This window comes from Herminiimonas glaciei (assembly GCF_042664955.1).
Lineage (GTDB): Bacteria > Pseudomonadota > Gammaproteobacteria > Burkholderiales > Burkholderiaceae_D > Oxalicibacterium > Oxalicibacterium glaciei.
On the sequence record NZ_JBHTBU010000001.1, the window covers coordinates 1,071,589 to 1,091,818 of the forward strand.

At 55.1% G+C, this 20,230-nt stretch carries 23 protein-coding genes and 1 pseudogene; 12 read left to right on the top strand and 12 right to left on the bottom strand.

Annotation, left to right across the window (positions count from 1 at the left end):
• The first annotated feature begins 62 nt into the window (after nt 1–62).
• Entirely contained in the window at nt 63–812 is a 750-nt protein-coding gene (locus ACFQPC_RS04680) for a GntR family transcriptional regulator (protein ID WP_382270431.1), read from the top strand.
• 33 nt (nt 813–845) lie between these two features.
• Here ACFQPC_RS04680 and ACFQPC_RS04685 read toward each other — a convergent pair whose 3' ends face one another.
• Entirely contained in the window at nt 846–1,277 is a 432-nt protein-coding gene (locus ACFQPC_RS04685) for a VOC family protein (protein ID WP_382270432.1), read from the bottom strand.
• Between the two features lie 198 nt (nt 1,278–1,475).
• On the opposite strand from ACFQPC_RS04685, the gene ACFQPC_RS04690 reads away from it, so the two are divergent.
• A complete protein-coding gene (locus ACFQPC_RS04690) occupies nt 1,476–2,543 on the top strand; it encodes an MBL fold metallo-hydrolase (RefSeq protein WP_382270434.1) in 1,068 nt (355 codons plus the stop codon).
• A 66-nt stretch (nt 2,544–2,609) separates the two neighbouring features.
• On the opposite strand, the gene ACFQPC_RS04695 is transcribed toward ACFQPC_RS04690, so the two are convergent.
• Nucleotides 2,610–3,440 carry a siderophore-interacting protein gene (locus tag ACFQPC_RS04695; RefSeq protein WP_382270436.1) on the bottom strand — a complete coding sequence of 277 codons (831 nt, stop codon included), beginning with the start codon at nt 3,438–3,440 and terminating at the stop codon, nt 2,610–2,612.
• Nucleotides 3,440–4,003 (bottom strand): PadR family transcriptional regulator, encoded by a 564-nt coding sequence (locus tag ACFQPC_RS04700; protein WP_382270437.1) that lies wholly within the window; start codon nt 4,001–4,003, stop codon nt 3,440–3,442. The genes ACFQPC_RS04695 and ACFQPC_RS04700 overlap by 1 nt, the downstream gene beginning before the upstream one ends.
• Before the next feature lie 203 nt (nt 4,004–4,206).
• On the opposite strand from ACFQPC_RS04700, the gene alkB reads away from it, so the two are divergent.
• Entirely contained in the window at nt 4,207–4,854 is a 648-nt protein-coding gene (gene alkB, locus ACFQPC_RS04705; protein WP_382270438.1) for a DNA oxidative demethylase AlkB, read from the top strand.
• 60 nt (nt 4,855–4,914) lie between these two features.
• Here the strand turns inward: alkB and ACFQPC_RS04710 are convergent, their stop codons facing one another.
• From ACFQPC_RS04710 to ACFQPC_RS04730, 5 genes are read right to left on the bottom strand one after another with little or no spacing between them, the layout of a single operon-like run.
• Nucleotides 4,915–5,442: an SRPBCC family protein gene (locus ACFQPC_RS04710; RefSeq protein WP_382270439.1), complete on the bottom strand. Its 528-nt coding sequence runs from the start codon at nt 5,440–5,442 to the stop codon at nt 4,915–4,917.
• 58 nt (nt 5,443–5,500) lie between these two features.
• Entirely contained in the window at nt 5,501–5,929 is a 429-nt protein-coding gene (locus tag ACFQPC_RS04715) for a YciI family protein (RefSeq protein ID WP_382270441.1), read from the bottom strand.
• 33 nt (nt 5,930–5,962) lie between these two features.
• A complete protein-coding gene (locus ACFQPC_RS04720) occupies nt 5,963–6,445 on the bottom strand; it encodes a VOC family protein (RefSeq protein WP_382270443.1) in 483 nt (160 codons plus the stop codon).
• Nucleotides 6,442–6,696 (bottom strand): hypothetical protein, encoded by a 255-nt coding sequence (locus tag ACFQPC_RS04725; protein WP_382270445.1) that lies wholly within the window; start codon nt 6,694–6,696, stop codon nt 6,442–6,444. The genes ACFQPC_RS04720 and ACFQPC_RS04725 overlap by 4 nt, the downstream gene beginning before the upstream one ends.
• 41 nt (nt 6,697–6,737) lie before the next feature.
• On the bottom strand, nt 6,738–7,181 hold the full coding sequence (locus ACFQPC_RS04730; protein ID WP_382270446.1) for a YybH family protein: 444 nt from the start codon (nt 7,179–7,181) through the stop codon (nt 6,738–6,740).
• Between the two features lie 86 nt (nt 7,182–7,267).
• On the opposite strand from ACFQPC_RS04730, the gene ACFQPC_RS04735 reads away from it, so the two are divergent.
• The gene (locus tag ACFQPC_RS04735; RefSeq protein ID WP_382270448.1) at nt 7,268–7,930 is read left to right on the top strand and encodes a TetR/AcrR family transcriptional regulator; all 663 of its coding nucleotides are present in this window, start codon (nt 7,268–7,270) and stop codon (nt 7,928–7,930) included.
• Nucleotides 7,931–7,944: 14 nt separating this feature from the next.
• On the opposite strand, the pseudogene ACFQPC_RS04740 reads toward ACFQPC_RS04735, so the two are convergent.
• Nucleotides 7,945–8,157: pseudogene (locus ACFQPC_RS04740) on the bottom strand (DUF3820 family protein).
• A gap of 176 nt (nt 8,158–8,333) precedes the next feature.
• Between ACFQPC_RS04740 and ACFQPC_RS04745 the strand changes: the two are divergent.
• From ACFQPC_RS04745 to ACFQPC_RS04755, 3 genes are read left to right on the top strand one after another with little or no spacing between them, the layout of a single operon-like run.
• Nucleotides 8,334–8,573, top strand: a complete 240-nt coding sequence (locus ACFQPC_RS04745) for a FeoA family protein (RefSeq protein WP_382270450.1) — start codon at nt 8,334–8,336, stop codon at nt 8,571–8,573.
• A 12-nt stretch (nt 8,574–8,585) separates the two neighbouring features.
• A complete protein-coding gene (gene feoB / locus ACFQPC_RS04750) occupies nt 8,586–10,418 on the top strand; it encodes a ferrous iron transport protein B (protein WP_382270451.1) in 1,833 nt (610 codons plus the stop codon).
• The gene (locus ACFQPC_RS04755) at nt 10,415–10,723 is read left to right on the top strand and encodes a DUF6587 family protein (protein ID WP_382270452.1); all 309 of its coding nucleotides are present in this window, start codon (nt 10,415–10,417) and stop codon (nt 10,721–10,723) included. Before feoB ends, ACFQPC_RS04755 begins: the two co-directional genes overlap by 4 nt.
• Nucleotides 10,724–10,771: 48 nt before the next feature.
• On the opposite strand, the gene ACFQPC_RS04760 is transcribed toward ACFQPC_RS04755, so the two are convergent.
• Nucleotides 10,772–11,596, bottom strand: coding sequence for a serine hydrolase (locus ACFQPC_RS04760; protein WP_382270454.1), 825 nt, complete (start codon nt 11,594–11,596; stop codon nt 10,772–10,774).
• A 245-nt stretch (nt 11,597–11,841) separates the two neighbouring features.
• Nucleotides 11,842–12,081, bottom strand: a complete 240-nt coding sequence (locus ACFQPC_RS04765; RefSeq protein ID WP_382270456.1) for a hypothetical protein — start codon at nt 12,079–12,081, stop codon at nt 11,842–11,844.
• A gap of 350 nt (nt 12,082–12,431) precedes the next feature.
• Between ACFQPC_RS04765 and ACFQPC_RS04770 the strand changes: the two genes are divergently transcribed.
• From ACFQPC_RS04770 to ACFQPC_RS04790, 5 genes are all read left to right on the top strand, one after another.
• On the top strand, nt 12,432–14,015 hold the full coding sequence (locus ACFQPC_RS04770; RefSeq protein WP_382270458.1) for an OpgD/OpgG family glucan biosynthesis protein: 1,584 nt from the start codon (nt 12,432–12,434) through the stop codon (nt 14,013–14,015).
• 84 nt (nt 14,016–14,099) lie between these two features.
• Complete coding sequence (locus tag ACFQPC_RS04775) at nt 14,100–15,353, top strand: GGDEF domain-containing protein (RefSeq protein ID WP_382270460.1); 1,254 nt, start codon at nt 14,100–14,102, stop codon at nt 15,351–15,353.
• A 73-nt stretch (nt 15,354–15,426) separates the two neighbouring features.
• Nucleotides 15,427–17,259, top strand: a complete 1,833-nt coding sequence (locus tag ACFQPC_RS04780) for an ABC transporter ATP-binding protein (RefSeq protein ID WP_382270461.1) — start codon at nt 15,427–15,429, stop codon at nt 17,257–17,259.
• Between the two features lie 71 nt (nt 17,260–17,330).
• Nucleotides 17,331–18,008 (top strand): alpha/beta hydrolase, encoded by a 678-nt coding sequence (locus ACFQPC_RS04785; RefSeq protein WP_382270463.1) that lies wholly within the window; start codon nt 17,331–17,333, stop codon nt 18,006–18,008.
• A gap of 211 nt (nt 18,009–18,219) precedes the next feature.
• Nucleotides 18,220–18,798, top strand: coding sequence for a Dps family protein (locus ACFQPC_RS04790; protein ID WP_382270464.1), 579 nt, complete (start codon nt 18,220–18,222; stop codon nt 18,796–18,798).
• A 433-nt stretch (nt 18,799–19,231) separates the two neighbouring features.
• Here the strand turns inward: ACFQPC_RS04790 and dmeF are convergent, their stop codons facing one another.
• Complete coding sequence (gene dmeF / locus ACFQPC_RS04795; protein ID WP_382270465.1) at nt 19,232–20,161, bottom strand: CDF family Co(II)/Ni(II) efflux transporter DmeF; 930 nt, start codon at nt 20,159–20,161, stop codon at nt 19,232–19,234.
• Nucleotides 20,162–20,230 lie beyond the last annotated feature (69 nt).

The window sequence follows — 20,230 nt, forward strand, 5'->3', positions numbered from 1 at the left end:
GGCGATCTATCGTGAATAATCGCTGTTCCTTTGCCACTAACCATGAATATTGAGTCAGCCGCATGCATGCCAGTGATACTTTGATCCGTAAGAACGTCACCTCGATGTATGAACAAATCGCCGCCCAATTGCGCGAAGAGGTGCTGGGCGGCGCGTTCGAGCCATCCGGCAAACTGCCGTCGGAAGCCGAACTGGTAGAACGCTTCGGTGTCAGTCGTGTCACCGTGCGTCTCGCGCTGGGGCGGCTCGAAGAAGAAAATGTGGTCGAACGCAAGCAGGGCAAAGGCACTTATGCCACCGGCAAGCAGGTACGGCATGCACTGGATGCCTTGCGCAGCTTCCATGATTCGCTCTTGATGCAGGGCTTGAAACCGAAGATGAAATTGCTGGCGTTGGACCTCGTGCCGGTACCGGAACAATTAACGGCGCGCTTCGGTAAGAAAGTAAAGGAATGCACCTTCCTGCAGCGCCTGCATCTGGTCGACGATGAGCCGATCGCGGTCGGGGCCAGTTATTTGCCGGCAGCGGTAGCGGCGATGGAATGGAATGAAGCGGAGCGACAACCGAATTACGCGATCCTGAAGAACCTTGATGGACGCGGAGTGGCACGCGCCGATGTAGCGATAGGCGCGCAACTGGCGGATCGCGAATTGGGAAAACTATTAAAGGTGAAGACGGGCAGCGCCGTGCTGGTGATGACACGGACTTCCACCACTGTCAGCGGCGCATGCTGCGATTACTCGGTTTTCTATATACGGCCTGAGCGTTATGAGTTCGTCGCCAGCTGCAGCTTCTCTGCAGGTGCCAACTAAGTTGGCTGCCTCACCCGGTCGTTGGCAGTCGCACTAAAAAGTAATGTGGATGGCTTCTGCATTACGACTCTTCGCTTCGCCGTGATACACGGCTTCAATATTATTGCCGTCCGGGTCTATCACGAAGGCGCCGTAGTAACCGGGATGGTAAAAGCGTTCGCCCGGCGCGCCATTGTCTACACCGCCATGCGCCAGGGCTTCTTTATAAAACAGCTCAACCATCGCCCGGTCTTTCGCCTGGAAGGCAATGTGATGACGACCCGTCAGCCTGCCTTGTGCGGCTTCGCTGTCGGCAGTCGAAATGAATAATTCATCGGCCCAAAAAAAATCATCGCCTTCGCCACCCATCGGGATATCCAGTGCCTTGAAGACCGCGGAATAAAAGGTACGGGAAGCGTCCAGGTCGGCGACGATCAACTGGATGTGATCTATGAGACGGCCACGATAGATTTCCATTGTTTCCATGATGCATTCCTCATGAATTCGGGGATTCAATTTTTCCAGAAAACGCCGGGCTTTGCGATCTTTTATTTGCGCCGGTATTTCTTCTTTCCTACATTCCTCATAAGCAAATACAAAAATATTCGTAAGCAATGCCGGGTGCTGCGGCTAGACTCGCTGGCACTTATTGCCCATGGTTAAACTTTATTTGGTGAGGTGTGTATGAAAACAAAATCCTGGTTGAGCAAGCTGATGATCGTGGCCTTCCTGTTTGGACCAGTACTGCAGGCCACGGCGGCGCCGGCAAAAAGTGCAAAGCTGACTGTGCTGTACGACGCCTTTGGTAAAGACAATAAACTGGAAAAGGATTGGGGCTACGCGGCACTGATTGAAGTCGACGGCAAGCGCATCCTGTTTGATACCGGCAATAACGGCGACATCCTGAAGAAGAACGCGGCGGCAAAGAATGTTGACTTGAGCAAACTGGACCTGGTGGTGATGTCGCATCGCCATGGTGACCATATGGGCGGCCTTACTTATGTGCTGAGCCTCAATCCCAAGGTGAAAATTTACGCGCCCAAGGAAGGCTTTGGTGTGTACGGTGGCCATCTGCCGAGTAGCTTTTATCCGAAGGATGCAACGCTACCGCCTGAGCAGCGCTATTACGATGGCAAACCGCCTGATGTACTGCGCTTCGGCAGCGCCTGGCCGGGTGCGGATTTCCAGTTGATCGATAAAGACACCGAGATTGCGCCTAACATCCATCTGATTTCGCAAGTATCGGACAAGAAGGGCACACTGGAATTGCGCGAGTTGTCGCTTGCGATTAATACGGTGAATGGCGTGATCATCATCGTTGGTTGCTCACACTCGGGTGTGGAAAACATCGTGACTGCAGCAGTGCAGATCAATCCCAAGATCCAGTTTGTCGGTGGTGGCTTCCATTTGATCCAGGGCCAGGCCGAAGAAGTGGGCAAGGTCATTACCGCACTGCGCGATACCTATAAGGTGGCTTACATCGCCCCGGGTCATTGCACAGGTGAGCTGACTTTCACGGCGTTGAAGAAAGCCTTTGGCGATCATTACTTGTACGCCGGCCTCGGCACCGTGTTTGAACTGAAGGAAAGCGTGAAAGCCATTGTCGCCAGGGGCGAGAGTGTTACGACCGCATTGAATGCGGATGACTTCCGGGATTTACGCAATCACCTGGCATTGAGTGATGATGCCGAACATATACTGCTGGCCGAAGGAATAGATCCGCATGCAGATGAGCATGGTCACCAGCATTAAGCATCGTTGCTGACAGATATAAAAAAGCCCGCAATAGCGGGCTTTTTATTTTTCAGTCGTCGACACTCAGTCATCAATAGAGTCATGCGTATCGGCGCTGCCTTTGCGCCAGTAACCGGAGGCGCGTATCCACTTCGGATTGGCATGGTGCACTTCAATCAGATGCGCACGCACAGCTTTGGCGGCGGCGGATTCACAGGCAACCCAGGCGTGGAAATCACCTTCCGGCAATGCAGTGTCTTCGAGCGCAGTCAGTAAAGGAAATTCGCCGGCGGTTGCCTTGTCACGATAGGCCCAGACGATCTGTACATTGGCTGCAGTCGGCAGGTCGACCTTGTCTGCCGCGGTATCGACTTCGGCAATGACGATGGCATGCGCGTCGGCCGGCAGTTCTGCCAGGCGGCGCGAGATTGCAGACAGGGCAGTGTCGTCGCCGACCAGCAAATGCCAGTCAAAGTCCGTCGTCACGATGAAGGAACCACGCGGTCCACCGACGCCGAGGCGTTGGCCGGGTGTCGCTTGTTCAGCCCAGCGCGTCGCCGGGCCGGCGAGGTGCAAGGCGAAATCGATTTCCAGCGTCTTCGCCACCGGATCGAAATTGCGCGGTGTGTAATCACGCATGATCGGCTTGATCCCGTTCGGCCAGATTGGGCCATCCGGTCCGGCAGTCGGTAAAGCCAGCATGCCGTTCGCATCCGGGAAGAATAGTTTGACGTGATCGTCAAAGCCCGGGCTGACGAATTCGTCCAGTTCATCACCACCTACGGTAATACGCAGCAAGTGCGGTGTAATGCGTTCGGTCTTCACAACTTCGACTGCACGGAAACGCAGGGTATGCCGTACACGTTGCGGTATGCGGTTGGGATGCGCGCCTTCAGCGGGATTGTTTGTCGTCATTAAATTTGCTCCAGTTGTTGTGCAGCGCGATCGAGGATGGCGGCGAAGGCATTCGCCTGTTCCTGCGTCAGCGTTTCGCCGGACAGGCGCATACGCATTGCTAGCTTGAGGTTTTCTATCGCACGTTTGACTTGCGGCGGACGTCCGCCACGGGGACCGGCACCATCGACGCCACCATTCAGGCGCAACAGCATGGCATCGACCATCTCGCGATGTTCGTCGAGGTAACGCAAACCCGCATCGGTGATTTGATAGCGCTTGCGTCCACCCTGGTCGGCTGCTTCCACGCTGAGCAGTGCAAGTTCTTCCAGCAAGGTCAGGGTGGGATAGACCGTGCCCGGGCTCGGGCTGTAAGCGCCGCCGAGGCGTTCTTCGATTGATTTGATTAATTCGTAACCGTGGCTGGGTTTTTCCGCGATCAGGTGCAGCAGCACGAAGCGCAGGCCGCCATGGCCGAATATGCGTCCTTCACCGCCCATGCGCCGGCCGCGGCCACCGCCGAGATCGTCGCCGTCGTTGCGGCTGGCCATATGGTGGGAATGGGAATGTTGATGATGTTTCATGATTTTTCCTATCTAGTCCGTATCTAGAACAATTAAGATATATCTAAATGCAGTCTAAGTCAAATCAGATAGTAATAAAATCCGGTGCGTCCGGACTTCATGCTTGCGGGCAATATCCTGTCTTTCGGGTTTCGCCTGAGCATGAATCCCCATCGCTGGTCATAATGGCCGCTGGGTATGAATAGCTGAATAACAGCTTGGATATGGACTTATTTGATGAAATAGAGCGCGGGCGAACCTGGCGCGAAGAGCTGTGCGACGGTGCTGTAGTTTTGCGCGGCCATGCGCTGGCTATTGAAGCCGGCTTGCTGGGTGCGATAGATGAAGTGATTGCGCAAGCGCCTTTGCGCCATATGACGACGCCCGGCGGCTTTCGCATGTCGGTGGCGATGACCAGTTGCGGCCGCTACGGCTGGGTGACGGACAGGAGTGGTTATCGCTACGATGCGGTCGATCCGGATAGTGGCAAGCGGTGGCCGCAGATGCCCGGAGTGTTTTTCAAGTTGGCGCAGGAGGCTGCGTTGGCGGCCGGCTTTGCCGATTTCGTGCCGGATGCCTGCCTGATCAATTGCTATGAGCCTGGCGCGCGCATGTCCCTGCACCAGGATAAGGATGAGCATGACTTTCGGCAGCCCATCGTTTCGGTATCACTCGGGATTCCTGCCGTGTTCCAGTTTGGTGGTGACAGGCGTGAAGACAAGGCCATGCGCATTCCGCTGCAGCATGGCGATGTGGTGGTCTGGGGTGGGGCGGCGCGACTGCGTTATCACGGCGTACTCGCGCTGAAACCGGCGACGCATCCTTTGCTCGGCGCGCGCAGGATTAATCTGACTTTTCGCAAAGCAAGCTGATTTGAATATTCATTCTTAATTTGAATATTCGCTTCAGCTTGTTTGCATGGTGCCTGTTGCTTATTGCTCGGCAGCCGTTTTCAGGTTGTTGAGCCCGACAGCAAAATCATCGCCAACCATTTTATCCATGCTGAAGAATACGCTCATCAGCTTGGAGACGTAGTTGGCCGGTCCATACATGGCCCAAGTCACTTGCGTGGAATCACCTTGCGCCTGCAAAGTGAATTCCGCCGTATTGTGCGCTTCGAAAGGCGAGAGGAAATCGAGCTTGATCACGATCCGTGACGACGGCGTCGATTCAGTGATTTCCATCCGGCCCTTGCCTACATTTTTATCGCCATCCCATTCATAAATCGCGCCTGTGCCACTGGCTGCGCCACTATGCGTGCGTTTCATGGCCGGATCTTTTTTCTCATACGGCGACCATGTGGTCCAGCGATGGAAGTCGTTGATGAGTGCGAACACTTTTTCCGGCGCAGCTTTGATGGTGGTCGTGCGTTCGACACGGAAAGTGTCCGGCTTGGTCGCGGCAAAGATAAGGATGGCAACGAGTACGACCAGGACGGCAACGGCGATGATTTTGAACATGTAGGGTCTCCGGGATGCGGGTTGAGTAGTTTTTCTTGTCGGTGGGTGTCAGGGCCGGTCAGGCGAGGCCGGCGTCCATTTTTGCGCGTATACGGTCTTCTTGTGCGCGCAGTTCCGGTGTGAATTCTGCGCCGAAATCTTCCGCTTCGAAGATCTGGCGGATTTCGATTTCCGAATCGGCGCCGGTCGGGTTCGGGCAACGCTTGACCCATTCAATCGCTTCTTCTTTCGATTTCACTTTCCAGATCCAGAAACCTGCGATCAATTGCCGGGTTTCGGGGAACGGGCCGTTAACGACTGTGCGCTTGTCACCGGAGAATTTGATGCGCGCTCCTTTTGAGCTCGGATGCAGGCCATCGCCAGCTTGCATGATGCCGGCATTGACCAGTTCTTCATTGAACTTGCCCATATCCGTCATCAGTTTTTCATCCGGCATGACGCCGGCTTCCGTATCCTGGTTCGCTTTGATAATGATCATGAAACGCATGTTGCTACTCCTTTGATATTTGAGTGCCCGTTTTTATTTGGCTGCTTCTTCTGTACACATTTTCTGCGCGCCCGCACGGATCTCTTCCGGGCTGAGGTCGCGTATATGGGTTGCGATGGACCATGAATGACCGAACGGGTCTTCCAGTACGCCATAGCGATCACCCCAGAAGGTATCCGCCATCGGCATTTTGGCGATGGCACCTGCGGCAACTGCCCGGTTGTAGACGGCATCGGCATTTTCCACATACAGATGGATGGTGACCGGGCTGCCTTTCAATGACTTGGGTCCGAGTGAACAAAATTCCGGATATTCATCCATCAGCATCAGCGATGAATCACCTATGCGTAAATGGGCGTGCATGATCTTGCCGCCCGGGCCGGGCAATATGGATACGTCGGTGGCGTGGAAGGCTTTCTTGTAAAACTCGATGGCAGCTGCCGCATCGGCGCAAACCAGGTGCGGTGTCAGGCTGTGCATTCCTTCGGGAATGGCTTTTACTGCAGGCTTATTCATTGTGTGCTCCTCATGGGTGTCTCGAATGATCCCTGTCTGTGGTCCGGATTCTCTGGCGCGCTACTCATGCCGGAATCTCTGTTGTCGTGTTTTTCTGTTTCATATTGCTCTATCAGGTACAGCAGCCTTTGCATCTCCGCCTGTTCGTGTTCAGTGCGGGCCGAAGCCCACAACTGATCGAAGCGTTGAATCATGTGCAGGTAATCGACCTCGTTTGGGTTCAGCGCTTGCGATTCGGGCGGGAAGTTCATAACGTTCTTTCCTTGGGACTGTCTGCTTGCCGGATGCTGCTTCAGGGTTGCAGGTCAAACAGGGCTTTGCCGGTTTCCATCTCGAACGGAGCGGAAAAGTGCTCATGCACGATTTTCCATTTGCCGCCGATCTTGCGATAGCCGGTCGTCATGCGCATCCATGACGCGTTTTCCTTGCCGTCCTTGTCTACGCCGCCACAGCGATTGAGGCAATGGCTGAATGCCACATCGTTGCCGGCTGCGATATGTATGTCCTGGAACCTGAAATTCATCTGGGGAGCCATTTCCATACAGGCCTGCCAATGCTTTCTGTATACATCCCAACCCTTGAATTGCAAGGCAAGGATGGCGTCGTAGGCGACGATATCGGGTGCGTAAAACGCCATGGTGGCATCGAGGTCGCCGACGGTAACTGCTTTTTGCCAACTATCGAGTAGTGCGCGGATTTCTGCTTCTGCTGCGGTATTTCCTGTCTCCTGGCTCATACTGTTTCTCCTATGGAAGGGTGTTATTGTGTACAGTGTCCATAAATAATAGTACAACTAGTGTACGGTGTACACATTTATTCAAGATGACGAAAAAAATAGCAGTTCCGCAACGCAAGACTTACCGCCACGGGGATTTGTACCGGGCTTTGCTGGAGGCGGGAACGCAACTGGCGCGTGCCGGAGGGCCGACGGCAGTAGTGTTGCGCGAAGCAACGCGGCAGGTCGGGGTGGCACCGAATGCGGCATACCGGCATTTTGCCGATCGCAATGCCTTATTGCAGGCGGTTTGTTTTGTCGCACAATCGCAACTCGCGCAGGCGATAGAAACCGAAATGCGGGCATGCGCGGATACCGGTAATGCCGCCGACCTGGCGCGGGCGCATGTCCGCGCAGTCGGTACCGGCTACCTGCGTTTTGCGCGGGCGGAGCCGGGCCTGTTCCGCACCGCGTTCTCGGTACACGAAGATTTGCAACAGGCGAAAACACCGGCGATGGCGGGGGAAAGCGGGCTCACGCCATTCCAGTTACTGGGTTCGGCACTGGATGAATTGGTGGCAGCCGGTGCGATGACGGCCGATCGGCGCGCGGGGGCGGAATTCCTTGCCTGGTCCGCCGTGCATGGCCTGGCGATGTTATCGATAGACGGACCTTTGCGCAGCCTGAACGATGAACAGGCGGCAGCGGTAGGCCAGCGCCTGATCGATATGGTGGAACACGGGATGCCGCTGGCGCGCGGCTGGGGTTGAGGATGGACTTGTGTTTAAGGTCGACGCAAAGGATCGAGCAGATGTCGTAAGGCATTGTGATCAAGTTCATACATCAGCGCGATCAGGCTGCCCAGTTCACCCGATGGAAAACCTTCGCGGGCAAATCAGCCGAGATAGTGGCCGGGCAGGTCGGCCAGCAATCTATCCTTGTATTTGCCGTAAGGCATGGTGCGGGTCACCAGTAGTTGCAGTGCTTCTTGATTCATTGCTCGTCAGTGTGGTGATGCTCAGCGCGCCATGATAAACGCAGCCCGGGCTTGCTGCATGCTGTTTATAAAAGCTAAACGTTCGAAATATTGTCGCCAGAAAGTTTTTTCCAGGAACAATCTCCTCTAGGGAATTGTCTTATAATGAGAATCATTGTTATTTGTATTGGCTCGCTGTGAATCTTTCCGAATTGCTCCCATTTACTCCTGCCGTAGTTGACGAAGTCATCAATGTTGAAGGCGATGATCCGATTGCCAAACGTTTGCGCGAGCTCGGTTTTGTTTCCGGCGAAGCGGTGCGCATCGTGGCGCGCGGTCCGATAGGTGCCGATCCCTTATTAGTGCAAATCGGTTTCACCCGTTTTGCTTTGCGTCGCTCCGAAGCGCAGCGCGTACGCATCCACGTCGCCAGTTAATTTTTATATTCCATGTCCATTTCCCGCATTGCGCTTGTCGGCAACCCTAACTGTGGCAAGACTGCCTTATTCAATCAACTGACCGGTAGCCGCCAGAAAGTGGCGAACTATGCCGGTGTCACGGTTGAACGCAAGGAGGGGCGCTTTACCGCGCCGTCCGGTCGCGTCTTCAGCCTGCTTGATTTGCCGGGTGCCTACAGCCTCGATGCAACCAGCCCGGATGAAGTAATTACCCGCGATATCTGCCTCGGTCGCCGGGCTGGTGAAGCCGCCCCTGAGCTGATCGTGTGCGTGGTTGATGCAACCAACCTGCGCCTGCATTTGCGCTTCGTGCTTGAAGTCAAACGCCTCGGACGTCCGATGGTGCTGGCACTGAATATGATGGATGCGGCGCGCAAGCGTGGGGTCACGATTGATCGCGCAGAGCTGCAACGCCAGCTCGGCATGGATGTAATTGAAACCGTCGCGATTCAACATGGCGGTGCGCAAGACCTGGTCAAACATCTGGACCAGGTGGTGGCCAAGGAATTGGTAGCACCCGTGGTGCATGAAGGCGAAGTGCATGAACAGGTGCGCAAGATACTGGCCGCTGCGGTCGTGATGCCGACGGCGACATCCGGCATCGATGACACGATAGACCGCTGGGTTTTGCATCCGGTATTCGGACTGGCGATCCTGGCACTGGTGATGTTCTTTATTTTTCAGGCCGTGTTTTCCTGGGCCGAGCCCTTGATGGATGGCATTACCGCAGGTGTGACCGCTACCGGTGAGTGGTTTGCCGCGACGCTGCCGGACGGCATGTTGCGCAGCCTGATCGTCGACGGCTTGTTTGCCGGACTGGGCGCAGTGCTGGTGTTCCTGCCGCAGATCCTGATCCTGTTCCTTTTTATCCTGGTACTGGAAGAATCCGGTTACCTGCCGCGCGCGGCTTTCCTGCTGGACCGCCTGATGTTCAAGGCCGGGCTGACCGGTCGCTCCTTCATTCCCTTGCTGTCCAGTTTTGCCTGCGCGATTCCCGGCATTATGGCGACGCGCAGTATCCAGGATCCGCGTGATCGTTTGACGACTATCCTGGTCGCACCATTGATGACTTGTTCCGCCCGTTTGCCGGTATATACCTTGCTGATCGCCGCTTTCATCCCGAGTAGCACGGTGTGGGGTATCTTCAATTTGCAGGGTATCGTGCTGTTTGTCTTGTATGTAGCCGGTATCGTCAGTGCGATGGTGGTGGCGTGGTTCATCAAGCGCATGCGCAAGGACAAGAGCGAACATGCTTTGCTGATGGAATTGCCGTCTTACCGCATGCCTGGCATCCGCAATGTGGCGATTGGTTTGTGGGAACGCGCGCTGATTTTCCTGCGTCGCGTCACGACCATCATCCTGTCCCTGACGGTATTGCTGTGGTTCCTCTCGACTTTCCCGGGGCCTCCGGAAGGCGCGACCCTGCCGGCGATTGATTACAGCCTGGCCGGCCAGCTCGGCCGCCTGATGGAACCGATCTTTGCACCTATCGGTTTCAACTGGCAGATTTGTATTGCGCTGATCCCGGGCCTGGCAGCACGCGAAGTGGCGGTAGCGGCTTTGGGTACAGTATATGCGATGTCGGGTAGCGAAGAAGCGGTGGCGGCACAACTCGGCCCTGTGATTGCTGCGCAATGGTCGCTGGCGACCGCGCTGGCCTTGCTGGCATGGTATGTCTTCGCGCCACAATGCCTGTCGACGCTGGCGGTGATCCGGCGCGAAACGAATTCATGGCGTACAGTGGCGGTTTCAGCCGGTTACCTGTTTGGCCTAGCTTACCTGGCGGCATTCCTGACTTACCAGATTACGAAGGCACTGACATGAGCGCTTATAACATCGTGCAAGACGTGATTATCGCGGCGCTGGTATTTTTCAGCGCGCTGTATGTGTTGCGCCGCTTGCTGCCGAAGTGGATGCGGGCACGGCAAGAGGCACTGGCGACTTTGCTGAGCAAGCCGTCGCGTCCTTATCCTGTGCGTAAATTGGGTGTGTTCCTGATGCCCGGCGAAAGCGCGGGTGGTGGTTGCGGTAGTGGTTGCAGCACTTGCTCTACCTGTGAAAGCAATCCTGAAGCAGGAGCCGAAACAGAGTTGAAAGCAAAACCGCTGGAATTCCAGCGGCATATTTAATCAGGCATACAAACGACAGCAGTGCTGCTGTCTTGATATCAAGCGAGCTTACTTCAGGTTAAGCTTGGCCATGACCGGCTGATGCTGTTCTTTCGTCAGCAGGCGATGCAGGTAGTTCGCATCCGCCGTCCGATTTGCATTTCCGCGCGCATTCAACAAAACCATGATGGCATCGCGTCCTGCTGTGTGTACACGCATGATGATGCAGCGTCCGGCTTCCTGCGTATAACCGGTTTTCGATAAAGAGATGGTCCAGTTCTTGTCGCCCACCAGTCGATTGGTGTTGTGATACTGGCGCATGCGACCATTGACGTCGATCAGGTCGTTGCTGACAGTCGTGATTCTTTCGATGTCCGGATACTTGGAGGCGGCCAGTGCCAGTTTGGCGAGGTCGCTGGCGGTCGAGGTGTTATAGGGCGACAGCCCGGTGGGTTCTTCGATATTGGTACGACGCAGGTTCAGCATGTGCGCTTTGCTGCGTACTGCCACCTTGAAGTGTTCCAGGCCGCCCGGATAGCTGCGCGCCAGTGCATGTGCCGCGCGGTTGTCCGACGACATCAGCGCCAGCTCCAGCAGTTCGTGGCGCGAAAAAACGGCACCGACCGGAACCCGTGATGAACTGAACTTCAGGGTATCGACATCCTCTTCCTTGATGCTGATGCGCTCATGCATATCGGGTTTGGCGTCCAGCACCACCATCGCAGTCATCAGCTTGGTCAACGATGCAATCGGGACGATGTCAGTGGCGTTTTTTTCGAATACGACCTTACCGGTGCCTTCATCGATGACGATGGCGTGTTTGGAACCGAGGGAAGTGGCAGAGGCGGAGCTTGCAGCAGCGATGGCAACAGCGAAGAGGATGGAACGGATCATATACGCTCGGGTGAATTTCTTTGAGCGAGAATAATAGCCTCGTTTGTTACGACAAGGTTGCGCTTAAGCGGGCTGCGACTGACTATTTTTTGTAACGGATATCAATTTGTTCAGACATTCACTGAAGCATTGATAGTCGAGAGGAGGGGACTGCTTGAAGTTTTGCTCCTGCTGCACATTTTTTAAGCTGTGCAGCAGGGCGCTCAATTGAATGAGGCTGGTGCGGAAGATTGAATCCTGAAGGATTATTTCTTCGGCAGGTTTGGATCGACGGTTTGTGCAACCGCTGCAAACATGTCTGCAACAGTTTCGAATTGGTTTTTGCCCAGGTACTCGGCTTCACGCATCAGGTGCATGGCGAGGGCCGTATTGTTTTCTTCGTTGCCGCTTTTCAGGCTGCGACCGAGGTGGCGGCAGAAAGAAAGGATCTCGCTCCTGCTGTAGGTATCTTCTGCCGGGGCTGTGTCTGTGTTCTGATCGCTCATTGATGCTCCTATAGGTTGGTATGAGTAAGAGACAAATAGTATCCAATCAGGGCGGGGTTTGTCTCCGTATGTGACAAATAATCATTTTTGGCTGGTTTTGGCTGCCAATTTTAATTAAATAAATTACATTCAATTTGCATCGTAATATATTGATTTAATTGGAATTTAATTTTCTATTTAAAGTGAATTCTAGTTTTTATGGTTTCGTTATGGAAAGTGCCTGGTGGCGCATGAATTGCTTGGGTGCGTATGTAAAAGTGCTGCCAGGGTATTTTCCTGGTGCAAGAAAGTGAACGTTCTGGCATCAGACATGCCAAAGCGTGCTGAACCGATAGCTATAAAGGAGCCCAATGCAACGTCGTGATTTACTCAAAGCTTCCGCCGCGCTGACCCTGGCCGGATTCCATGCACCTGCGCTGTATGCCGCCGGCAGCAATACCTCCGACCTGAAAGTCCTCGGCAAGGCAGAAGCCTTCGATTACGCATGGCTGAAAGGCCAGGCGCGGACTTTGGCCGGCAAGCCCTACCATGCGCCGGACTATCCGGTACCGGCTGCAGTCAAGGCGCTGGATTGGGATCAATACCAGGCCATCGGCTATCGCGACGATCATGCTTTGTGGGCCAAGGACAAACTGCGCTTCCAGGTCAAGTTCTTCCACCTTGGCATGTACGCCAACCAGTCGGTCAAGATCCATGAAGTGAAAGACGGCAAGGCGGTCGAACTGGCTTACGATCCGGCCATGTTCAATTACGGCAAGAGCGGCCTGAAGGGCGCAGACATGCCGAAAGACCTCGGCTTTGCCGGTTTCCGCGTCAACTTCCATACTGATTTGGTGCGTGACATTACCGCCTTCCTCGGTGCGAGTTACTTCCGCGCAGTTGGCGGCGAATGGCAATACGGCTTGTCGGCGCGCGGCCTCGCAATCGATTGCGGGATGGAACGGCCGGAAGAATTCCCGCGTTTCAGCGAATTCTGGCTGGAGCGACCGGCGAAGCAATCCAGCCACCTGGTGGTGTATGCCTTGCTCGATTCGCCGAGTATCTCCGGCGCCTACCGCTTTGAAATCGCACCGGGTGCGACCACCCTGATGGATGTCGATGTCGCCCTGTATCCGCGCAAAACCATAGAACGCATGGGTATCGCCCCTTTGACCAGCATGTTCCAGATGGGTGAAAACGACAGGCGCATCAGCAATGACTGGCGTCCGGAAATCCATGATTCCGACGGCCTCGAAATGTGGACCGGCAATGGTGAATGGATCTGGCGCCCCTTGCTCAACCCGGAACATCTGCGCTTCAACGCCTACGCTGATGAAAACCCACGCGGCTTTGGCCTGATGCAGCGTGATCGCAATTTTGACCACTATCAGGATGACGGCGTGTTTTACGATCGCCGACCCAGCTTGTGGGTGGAGCCGAAAGCCGGCTGGGGCAAGGGTTCGGTGCAGCTGGTCGAAATCCCGACCGTCGATGAAACCTTCGACAATATCGTCGCCTTCTGGAATCCGGACGCCAAGCCGCAGCCGGGACAGGAACTGCTATACGGCTACAAACTGCACTGGGGCGCGAAGATGCCATACGCGCCGAAGGCTGCAACCGTGGTTGCGACCCGCACCGGTGTTGGTGGTGTAATCGGCAAGAAACGGACCTATTTCTCGTGGCGCTTTGCGGTCGATTTCGCCGGTGGCGACTTTGCCTTGCTTGGCAAGGACGTCAAAGTGGTGCCGGTCATATCGACCACGCATGGCACGGTGGAAATCACCTCGGCGCGGCCGCTGCACGATATCAAGGGTTACCGTGCGATCTTCGACCTGAAGGTGGGGGATGAGGTAAAAGGGCCTATCGACTTGCGTTTATACCTTGCCGCGGATGGCCAGCCACTGTCGGAAACCTGGCTGTACCAGTGGACGCCGCCTAGCGATCGCAGCTTCTGACCTCGTTTCCAGACGGGGAGCGGTAAGGGATTAGCGCTCCCGGGTTGATGCAACATTTGCTGATTTCATCTGGCAAATGTTGCAATGAATCAAGTTTTTGCCGGTGCTGCCGATTACAATAGGTATTCCACCACCCAATCCGGCTCCCAGTCCATGCTGACTCTTGCTTCGATCCTGACCACCACTGCGTTGCTTAGCCTCGCAATGGCGATCGTGCTGGGATCGCTGCTGCGTTCCAATGTGGCCGGTGTGCAGGAATGGTTTGCATCGAACCTGATGGTGGTCATTTCGCTGCCTTTGCTGGCTTTGCGCGACCTGATCCCGGACTTCATTTCCATCGTTATTGCCAATTCGGTGCTGGCCTTGGCCGCCGCCTATTACTACGTGGGCTGTGCGCGCTTCGTCGGACGACCGTCGCGCTGGGGCTTGCTGATCACAACCATCGCGGTGCTGGCGGTGGGCCTGGTGATCTGGCGCTATGCCGTCAACAGTATCCCGGTGCGGGTGCTGATCATGACGACCTTCTTTACCCTGGTCTGCATTTCCGCCGCCGTGGTGTTGTTGCGCCACCGTCCACCGCATCGCAATCCGTATAACTATTGGTTTGCCGCCTGCCTGGCGCTGATTTTTGCGGTATGCCAACTGACGCGCGGCATCTATTTCATCACGCTGGACCAGCCATCGAACACCATGATGTTTGATACCTTCTGGAATATCGTGCTGATGGTCATTGGTGCCGTGACCTTGCCAACCATGACCATGGCGGCGGTGATGTTGACGCATGATGCGATGCTGGCCAACCTGGAAGACGCCGCCAATCACGATCACCTGACCGAAGCCTTGTCGCGCAAACGGCTGGAAGCGGTGGCGCGTGAACAAATCCTGCGCGCCGGCAAATTCGGCCGGCCCTTATCCCTGTTAATCATCGATCTCGATCATTTCAAGCGCATCAACGATACTTTTGGCCATGCCGGCGGCGACGAGGTATTGCGCGAATTCGCCCGCATGACACGGGCTTCGCTGCGGGATGGTGACGCACTCGGTCGCCTCGGTGGTGAAGAATTCGGCATCCTGCTGCCGAATACCGATACTGCCGGTGCGCTGGCGATTGCACGCCGCCTGCGCGAAGATTCTGAGCGACACCTGATTTCCGGTACTTTCGGCGAATGTCATTACAGTATCAGTATCGGTATCGCGACCTGGCGCGAAGGCGAAAGCTTTGATCGTTTAAGCATACGGGCCGACCGTGCGTTGTACACTGCAAAGAATGCCGGCCGCAACCGCGTGCTGGTGGATGAGCATGCCGGTGCCGATAGCCTGGCTCCTGCCGCAGCCTGAATTGGAATAGGGCAGGCAGTCCTGCCACCTGGCTATCCTCTCGCCAACGATCGTTAACAAGGGAGGGGAAGCGATGTACATCCTCTGGACTTACCTCAAACCGCACGGCCGGCTGGTCGCCCTGGCGCTGCTATTGGCGGCCATCAGCCAGGTGCTGGCACTGATCGACCCCATCATCCTCGGCAAAATCATCGACGAATACGCGATCCGGCCGGTCGGCAAGACCGACCAGCAACTGGTTTCCGGCGTCCTGACCTTGCTCGCGCTGGCTTTGGTGATCGCCGTATTGTCCCGCCTGGCCAAGGCTTTGCAGGAGTACCTGACACGGCTGGTGGTGCAAAAGCTGGGCACCGAAATTTTCAATGATGGCTTGCGCCAGTTGCTGCGCCTGCGTTTCCAGGAATTCGAAGACTTGCGCAGCGGCGAAACCCTGTCGCTGCTGCAAAAAGTCCGTGCCGATAGCGAACGCTTCATCAATTCCTTCGTGAATACAGTCTTTGCCGCGATAGTCGGCATGGGCTTCCTGACCTGGTATGCGGTGACCAAACACTGGATGCTGGTGCCGGTATTCCTGATCGGCGTGCTGGTGCTGGGTGGCCTCACTGGTCTTTTGAGCCGTGAAATCAAAAGCCAGCAGCGCTCCATCGTGCGCGACACCAATCGCAACTCCGGTTTCATCGCTGAATCCCTGCGCAATATCGAACTGATCAAAAGCCTGGGCCTGACCTTTGCCGAAATCCGTCGTTTGCAGGCGCAAACGATAGAGCTGTTCGCGCTGGAGATGAAGAAGGTCAAACGCATCCGCCTGCTGTCCTTCCTGCAGGGCACGACGTTGGTGGTGCTCAAACACGCCATCCTGTTTGCCTTGCTGTGGCTGATTTTCCGTGATGTGCTGAGTACCGGCGAACTGATTGCGATGCAATTCATCTCGGTTGCCATCCTCGCGCCCCTACAGGAGCTGGGCAATATCATCATTGCCTATCGCGAGGCGGAAGCATCCTTGCTGAACTTCGACATACTGATGAAGAAGCCGGTCGAACGCGGTTCGAAGTCAGCGATAGATATCGGTTCGATCAGGGATGTGCGCTTTGAAGATGTGAGCTTCAGCCACAAACACGCGAGTGAACCGGCCTTGCAGCATGTATCGTTTTCAGCCGGACTGGGCGACACCATTGCCTTTGTTGGACCGTCCGGTTCCGGCAAATCGACGCTGGTGAAGTTGCTGGTCGGTTTGTACACGCCGGCCAGCGGTGCGGTGTATTACAACGATGTTTCCACCAGGGACTTGCGCTATAACCGCGCGCGGCGTCAGATCGGCTTCGTGACGCAAGAGACGCATCTGTTCGCCGGCACCATACGTGAAAACCTGCAATTCGTTAAACCGGATGCGACCGATGAAGAAATCATCGCTGCGATGGAACAGGCGTCCTGCGCCTATTTGCTGGAACAATCGCCGGAAGGTCTGGATACCATGATAGGCGAGATGGGCGTCAAGCTCTCCGGTGGCGAAAAGCAAAGGCTGTCGATTGCACGGGCGCTGATCCGCCAGCCGCGCCTGCTGATCTTTGATGAAGCGACTTCGGCGCTGGACTCGCTGACGGAAGAACAGATTACCGATACCGTGCGCATGATTTCAGAGCGCAGCACGCAAATCACGATCCTGATTGCGCATCGGCTATCAACCATCATGCATGCGAACACCATCTTCGTACTGGAAAAAGGACATATCGTCGAAAGCGGCAGCCACCTCGCTTTGCTGGAGAGTAAAGGCCTGTACTACGCGATGTGGCGCCAGCAAATCGGCGAACGCAGCAGCTGGCCCGGCAGCAAGCAGCATGAAGCCGAGCCGGAAGAGCCGGAGAACGATAAGGATGCGCAAATGACGATCTTCAATTTTGGTGAATGAACGCTTGTCAGAAGATGCCGACAGTGCGGCAGGCGGTTTTCAATTCGCGGGGGACGAGGTAAGATAAGGGCATGTTTGATCTCTCATTAATGGGGCGCCTGTCGTTCACGCACGCGTCACCTACCAAATCTCCGTTGCAGCCTGGTCGTAACTTCCTCGGTATCGCCGAGGAACGTGATGCGGTGTTGTATGTTCCAACCGGCCTCGAGCCAAATGCTGCAGTCCCTTTGCTGGTCATGTTCCATGGCGCCGGTGGCAGCGCGGAAAAGGTTTTACCTTTCCTCGAAGAGCATGCCGAGCGCAATAAATTCCTGCTGCTGGTACCGCAATCGATGTACGTTACCTGGGACATCGTGATAGGCGGGAACGGGCCGGATATCCAGCGCCTGGGCCAGGCCCTGACCGAAGTTGCCTCCCGTTACCTGATCGACCAGGAGCATTTCGGTTTTGCCGGCTTTTCGGATGGTGGCAGCTATTCACTGTCAACAGGCATCACCAATGGTGACCTGGTCAGCCATGTGATCGTTTTCTCCGGTGGTTTCATGTCGGTCTTCATGCAGGAAGGCGCGCCCAAGGTATTTATCTCGCACGGCCTGGTCGATGAACAATTGCCGATTGAAACCAGCGCGCGTCCGCATGCAGCCAAGTTGAAAGCAGCCGGCTATGACGTTGAGCTGGTCGAGTTTAACGGTAATCATTCCATCCAGCCGCCTATCGTTGCATTGGCAGTTGAGTTCTTTTTGAAGTAGGGCACTTGAAATAAAGCAGAGCGGTCGCATTACTAATTAAACGATGATGTAAAGCCGATGATGCAATGTGTCATGCTATCGTTTTTCGCTATCTGATTAATGAGTTTGTTGAACTTGCCGCTTGATGCGGCTTGGTTCAAAATGCAAGAGCGTACTTTCAAACATGCCGAAATAATTCGGCTGTGGTTTATCAATAACCGAGGAGTGATGTATGAAGAAACCTGTTAAAGCTACCAAAGCGGTAAAAGCTACCAAGACCAGTTCGGTAGCAGACATCAAGCGCAGACAGCGTGCGCCACTGATTACTCCAAGCGATATGGGTACCAAGGCGACCAAGGATATTTCCGCCGCCATGAATGGCGTGCTGGCAGATGTGTTCGCGCTTTACCTGAAAACCAAAAACTTCCACTGGCATATGAGCGGCCCGCATTTCCGCGATTACCATTTGCTGCTGGACGAACAGGCTGTGCAAATTTATGCGATGACGGATCTGATCGCAGAACGTATCCGTAAAGTAGGCGGTATGACTTTGCGCTCGATCGGTCATATTGCCCGTACCCAACGCATCCAGGATAACGATGCGGATTACGTCGAGCCAAATGACATGCTGGCTGAATTGCGTGAAGACAATAAGTTGCTGACTTCACGTTTGCGTGAAGCGCATGGCGTTTGCGATGAACACCACGATATCGGTACCACCAGCCTGATCGAAGTCTGGATCGATGAAACCGAACAACGTACATGGTTCCTGTTCGAAGCTGGTCGTAACGCTGATTCGACCGGGCACTGATATTTGCGTTGTTTGACGCATTAATAGCTGCAGATAAAAATGCCACCTTTAATGGGTGGCATTTTTTATTGTCGGCTCGTTGTCGGTTTGCTGGGATTGATGCTGTTCTCTCTTCGATCAGACTTGGTTTGCCGGGGGCGGCCCGGCAGCCGCTCACTTTTCTTGTCTCGCCAAGAAAAGTAAGCAAAAGAAGGCGACCGCGAAGCCGCAGCCCCTGCGGGGTTCCCGTCTGTGCAAGTCAAAAAATGGGAAGCGGACGAAACTCGCTGCGCTCAGACAACGTCCACTTCTTTTTCCATTTTTTGCCTCGCACAAACGGCAGCGTCAAAGCGGATAACAACAACAGCCTCTTGGACTCAAACGTCGCCTGAAAGGCAGTTGTTTTTGACGTGTCGGGCCGAAGAAATACATTCATCAACACTAGCAAACGTATTCAGACGTGCACAATCTCCACAGTTATATGCGCGAGTTCCTCATGTATCGCCAACTGCTGGCGAAAATAATCCGGCGTGACAGCTTCGTGCACTGCCAGCGTCAGTATGCAGGCGTACTTTTGCTTGCCGACACGCCAAACGTGTAAATCACAGATCGCGGCCGGGATCGGGCTGGCGGCAATCACTTCGCGTATTTCCTCGACCACCGGTGCATTCATCTCCGCATCCAGCAGCACACGACCACTATCCCTGATCAGGCCATAAGCCCAGATCGATACCAGTGCTGCGCCGACGATGCCCATCGTCGGATCGAGCCAGCTGGCGCCCCATAGTTTGCCGCCGAAGAGTGCGATGATCGCCAACACTGAAGTCGCAGCATCCGCGATCACATGCATATAGGCTGAACGCAGGTTCAGGTCATGATGGTGCTCATCGTGTTCGTGACCATGGTCGTGATCGTGTCCATGTGCATGGTCATCCTTCAGCAGGTAAGCGCAAGCCAGGTTCACCACCAGGCCGATGACGGCTATCGCAATGGCCTGGTCATAGTGCACCGCGGTTGGATTGATCAGGCGTTCTATCGACTGGTACAACATCAATCCCGCAACCAGCAAGAGCAGCAGGGCGCTGGTGTACGCGCCGAGTACTTCTATCTTCCATGTGCCGAAAGCAAAGCGCTGGTCATTGGCATAGCGCCGCGCCAATACATACGCCATCACCGCCAGGCCGAGGGCGACCGAATGCGAGCTCATATGCCAGCCGTCGGCCAGCAGGGCCATTGAATTGAAGGCGTAACCGCTGATGATTTCCGCCACCATCATCACCGTCGTCAACAACAGCGCCCATGCAGTTTTCTTTTCCGCGATCGGATTGCCGCGATTGAAAATGTGCTCGTGCACCAGGTGATCCGGCGTTTTTGGAGTGTTCATATGGGTTACTCGTGAAATTTAATATACTATACCCCAGTATATTAACAGGCAGTTTGAAAGGATGTTTGC

What these genes read in the sequence shown, in the direction of transcription:
- ACFQPC_RS04695 (WP_382270436.1), bottom strand. Translation starts at nt 3,440, where the DNA reads ATGACGACAAACAATCCCGCTGAAGGCGCGCATCCCAACCGCATACCG.
- ACFQPC_RS04710 (WP_382270439.1), bottom strand. Translation starts at nt 5,442, where the DNA reads ATGTTCAAAATCATCGCCGTTGCCGTCCTGGTCGTACTCGTTGCCATC.
- ACFQPC_RS04700 (WP_382270437.1), bottom strand. Translation starts at nt 4,003, where the DNA reads ATGAAACATCATCAACATTCCCATTCCCACCATATGGCCAGCCGCAAC.
- ACFQPC_RS04730 (WP_382270446.1), bottom strand. Translation starts at nt 7,181, where the DNA reads ATGAGCCAGGAGACAGGAAATACCGCAGCAGAAGCAGAAATCCGCGCA.
- ACFQPC_RS04685 (WP_382270432.1), bottom strand. Translation starts at nt 1,277, where the DNA reads ATGGAAACAATGGAAATCTATCGTGGCCGTCTCATAGATCACATCCAG.
- ACFQPC_RS04760 (WP_382270454.1), bottom strand. Translation starts at nt 11,596, where the DNA reads ATGATCCGTTCCATCCTCTTCGCTGTTGCCATCGCTGCTGCAAGCTCC.
- alkB (WP_382270438.1), top strand. Translation starts at nt 4,207, where the DNA reads ATGGACTTATTTGATGAAATAGAGCGCGGGCGAACCTGGCGCGAAGAG.
- ACFQPC_RS04755 (WP_382270452.1), top strand. Translation starts at nt 10,415, where the DNA reads ATGAGCGCTTATAACATCGTGCAAGACGTGATTATCGCGGCGCTGGTA.
- ACFQPC_RS04735 (WP_382270448.1), top strand. Translation starts at nt 7,268, where the DNA reads ATGACGAAAAAAATAGCAGTTCCGCAACGCAAGACTTACCGCCACGGG.
- ACFQPC_RS04775 (WP_382270460.1), top strand. Translation starts at nt 14,100, where the DNA reads ATGAATCAAGTTTTTGCCGGTGCTGCCGATTACAATAGGTATTCCACC.
- ACFQPC_RS04780 (WP_382270461.1), top strand. Translation starts at nt 15,427, where the DNA reads ATGTACATCCTCTGGACTTACCTCAAACCGCACGGCCGGCTGGTCGCC.
- ACFQPC_RS04790 (WP_382270464.1), top strand. Translation starts at nt 18,220, where the DNA reads ATGAAGAAACCTGTTAAAGCTACCAAAGCGGTAAAAGCTACCAAGACC.
- feoB (WP_382270451.1), top strand. Translation starts at nt 8,586, where the DNA reads ATGTCCATTTCCCGCATTGCGCTTGTCGGCAACCCTAACTGTGGCAAG.
- ACFQPC_RS04680 (WP_382270431.1), top strand. Translation starts at nt 63, where the DNA reads ATGCATGCCAGTGATACTTTGATCCGTAAGAACGTCACCTCGATGTAT.
- dmeF (WP_382270465.1), bottom strand. Translation starts at nt 20,161, where the DNA reads ATGAACACTCCAAAAACGCCGGATCACCTGGTGCACGAGCACATTTTC.
- ACFQPC_RS04765 (WP_382270456.1), bottom strand. Translation starts at nt 12,081, where the DNA reads ATGAGCGATCAGAACACAGACACAGCCCCGGCAGAAGATACCTACAGC.
- ACFQPC_RS04720 (WP_382270443.1), bottom strand. Translation starts at nt 6,445, where the DNA reads ATGAATAAGCCTGCAGTAAAAGCCATTCCCGAAGGAATGCACAGCCTG.
- ACFQPC_RS04770 (WP_382270458.1), top strand. Translation starts at nt 12,432, where the DNA reads ATGCAACGTCGTGATTTACTCAAAGCTTCCGCCGCGCTGACCCTGGCC.
- ACFQPC_RS04725 (WP_382270445.1), bottom strand. Translation starts at nt 6,696, where the DNA reads ATGAACTTCCCGCCCGAATCGCAAGCGCTGAACCCAAACGAGGTCGAT.
- ACFQPC_RS04785 (WP_382270463.1), top strand. Translation starts at nt 17,331, where the DNA reads ATGTTTGATCTCTCATTAATGGGGCGCCTGTCGTTCACGCACGCGTCA.
- ACFQPC_RS04690 (WP_382270434.1), top strand. Translation starts at nt 1,476, where the DNA reads ATGAAAACAAAATCCTGGTTGAGCAAGCTGATGATCGTGGCCTTCCTG.
- ACFQPC_RS04715 (WP_382270441.1), bottom strand. Translation starts at nt 5,929, where the DNA reads ATGCGTTTCATGATCATTATCAAAGCGAACCAGGATACGGAAGCCGGC.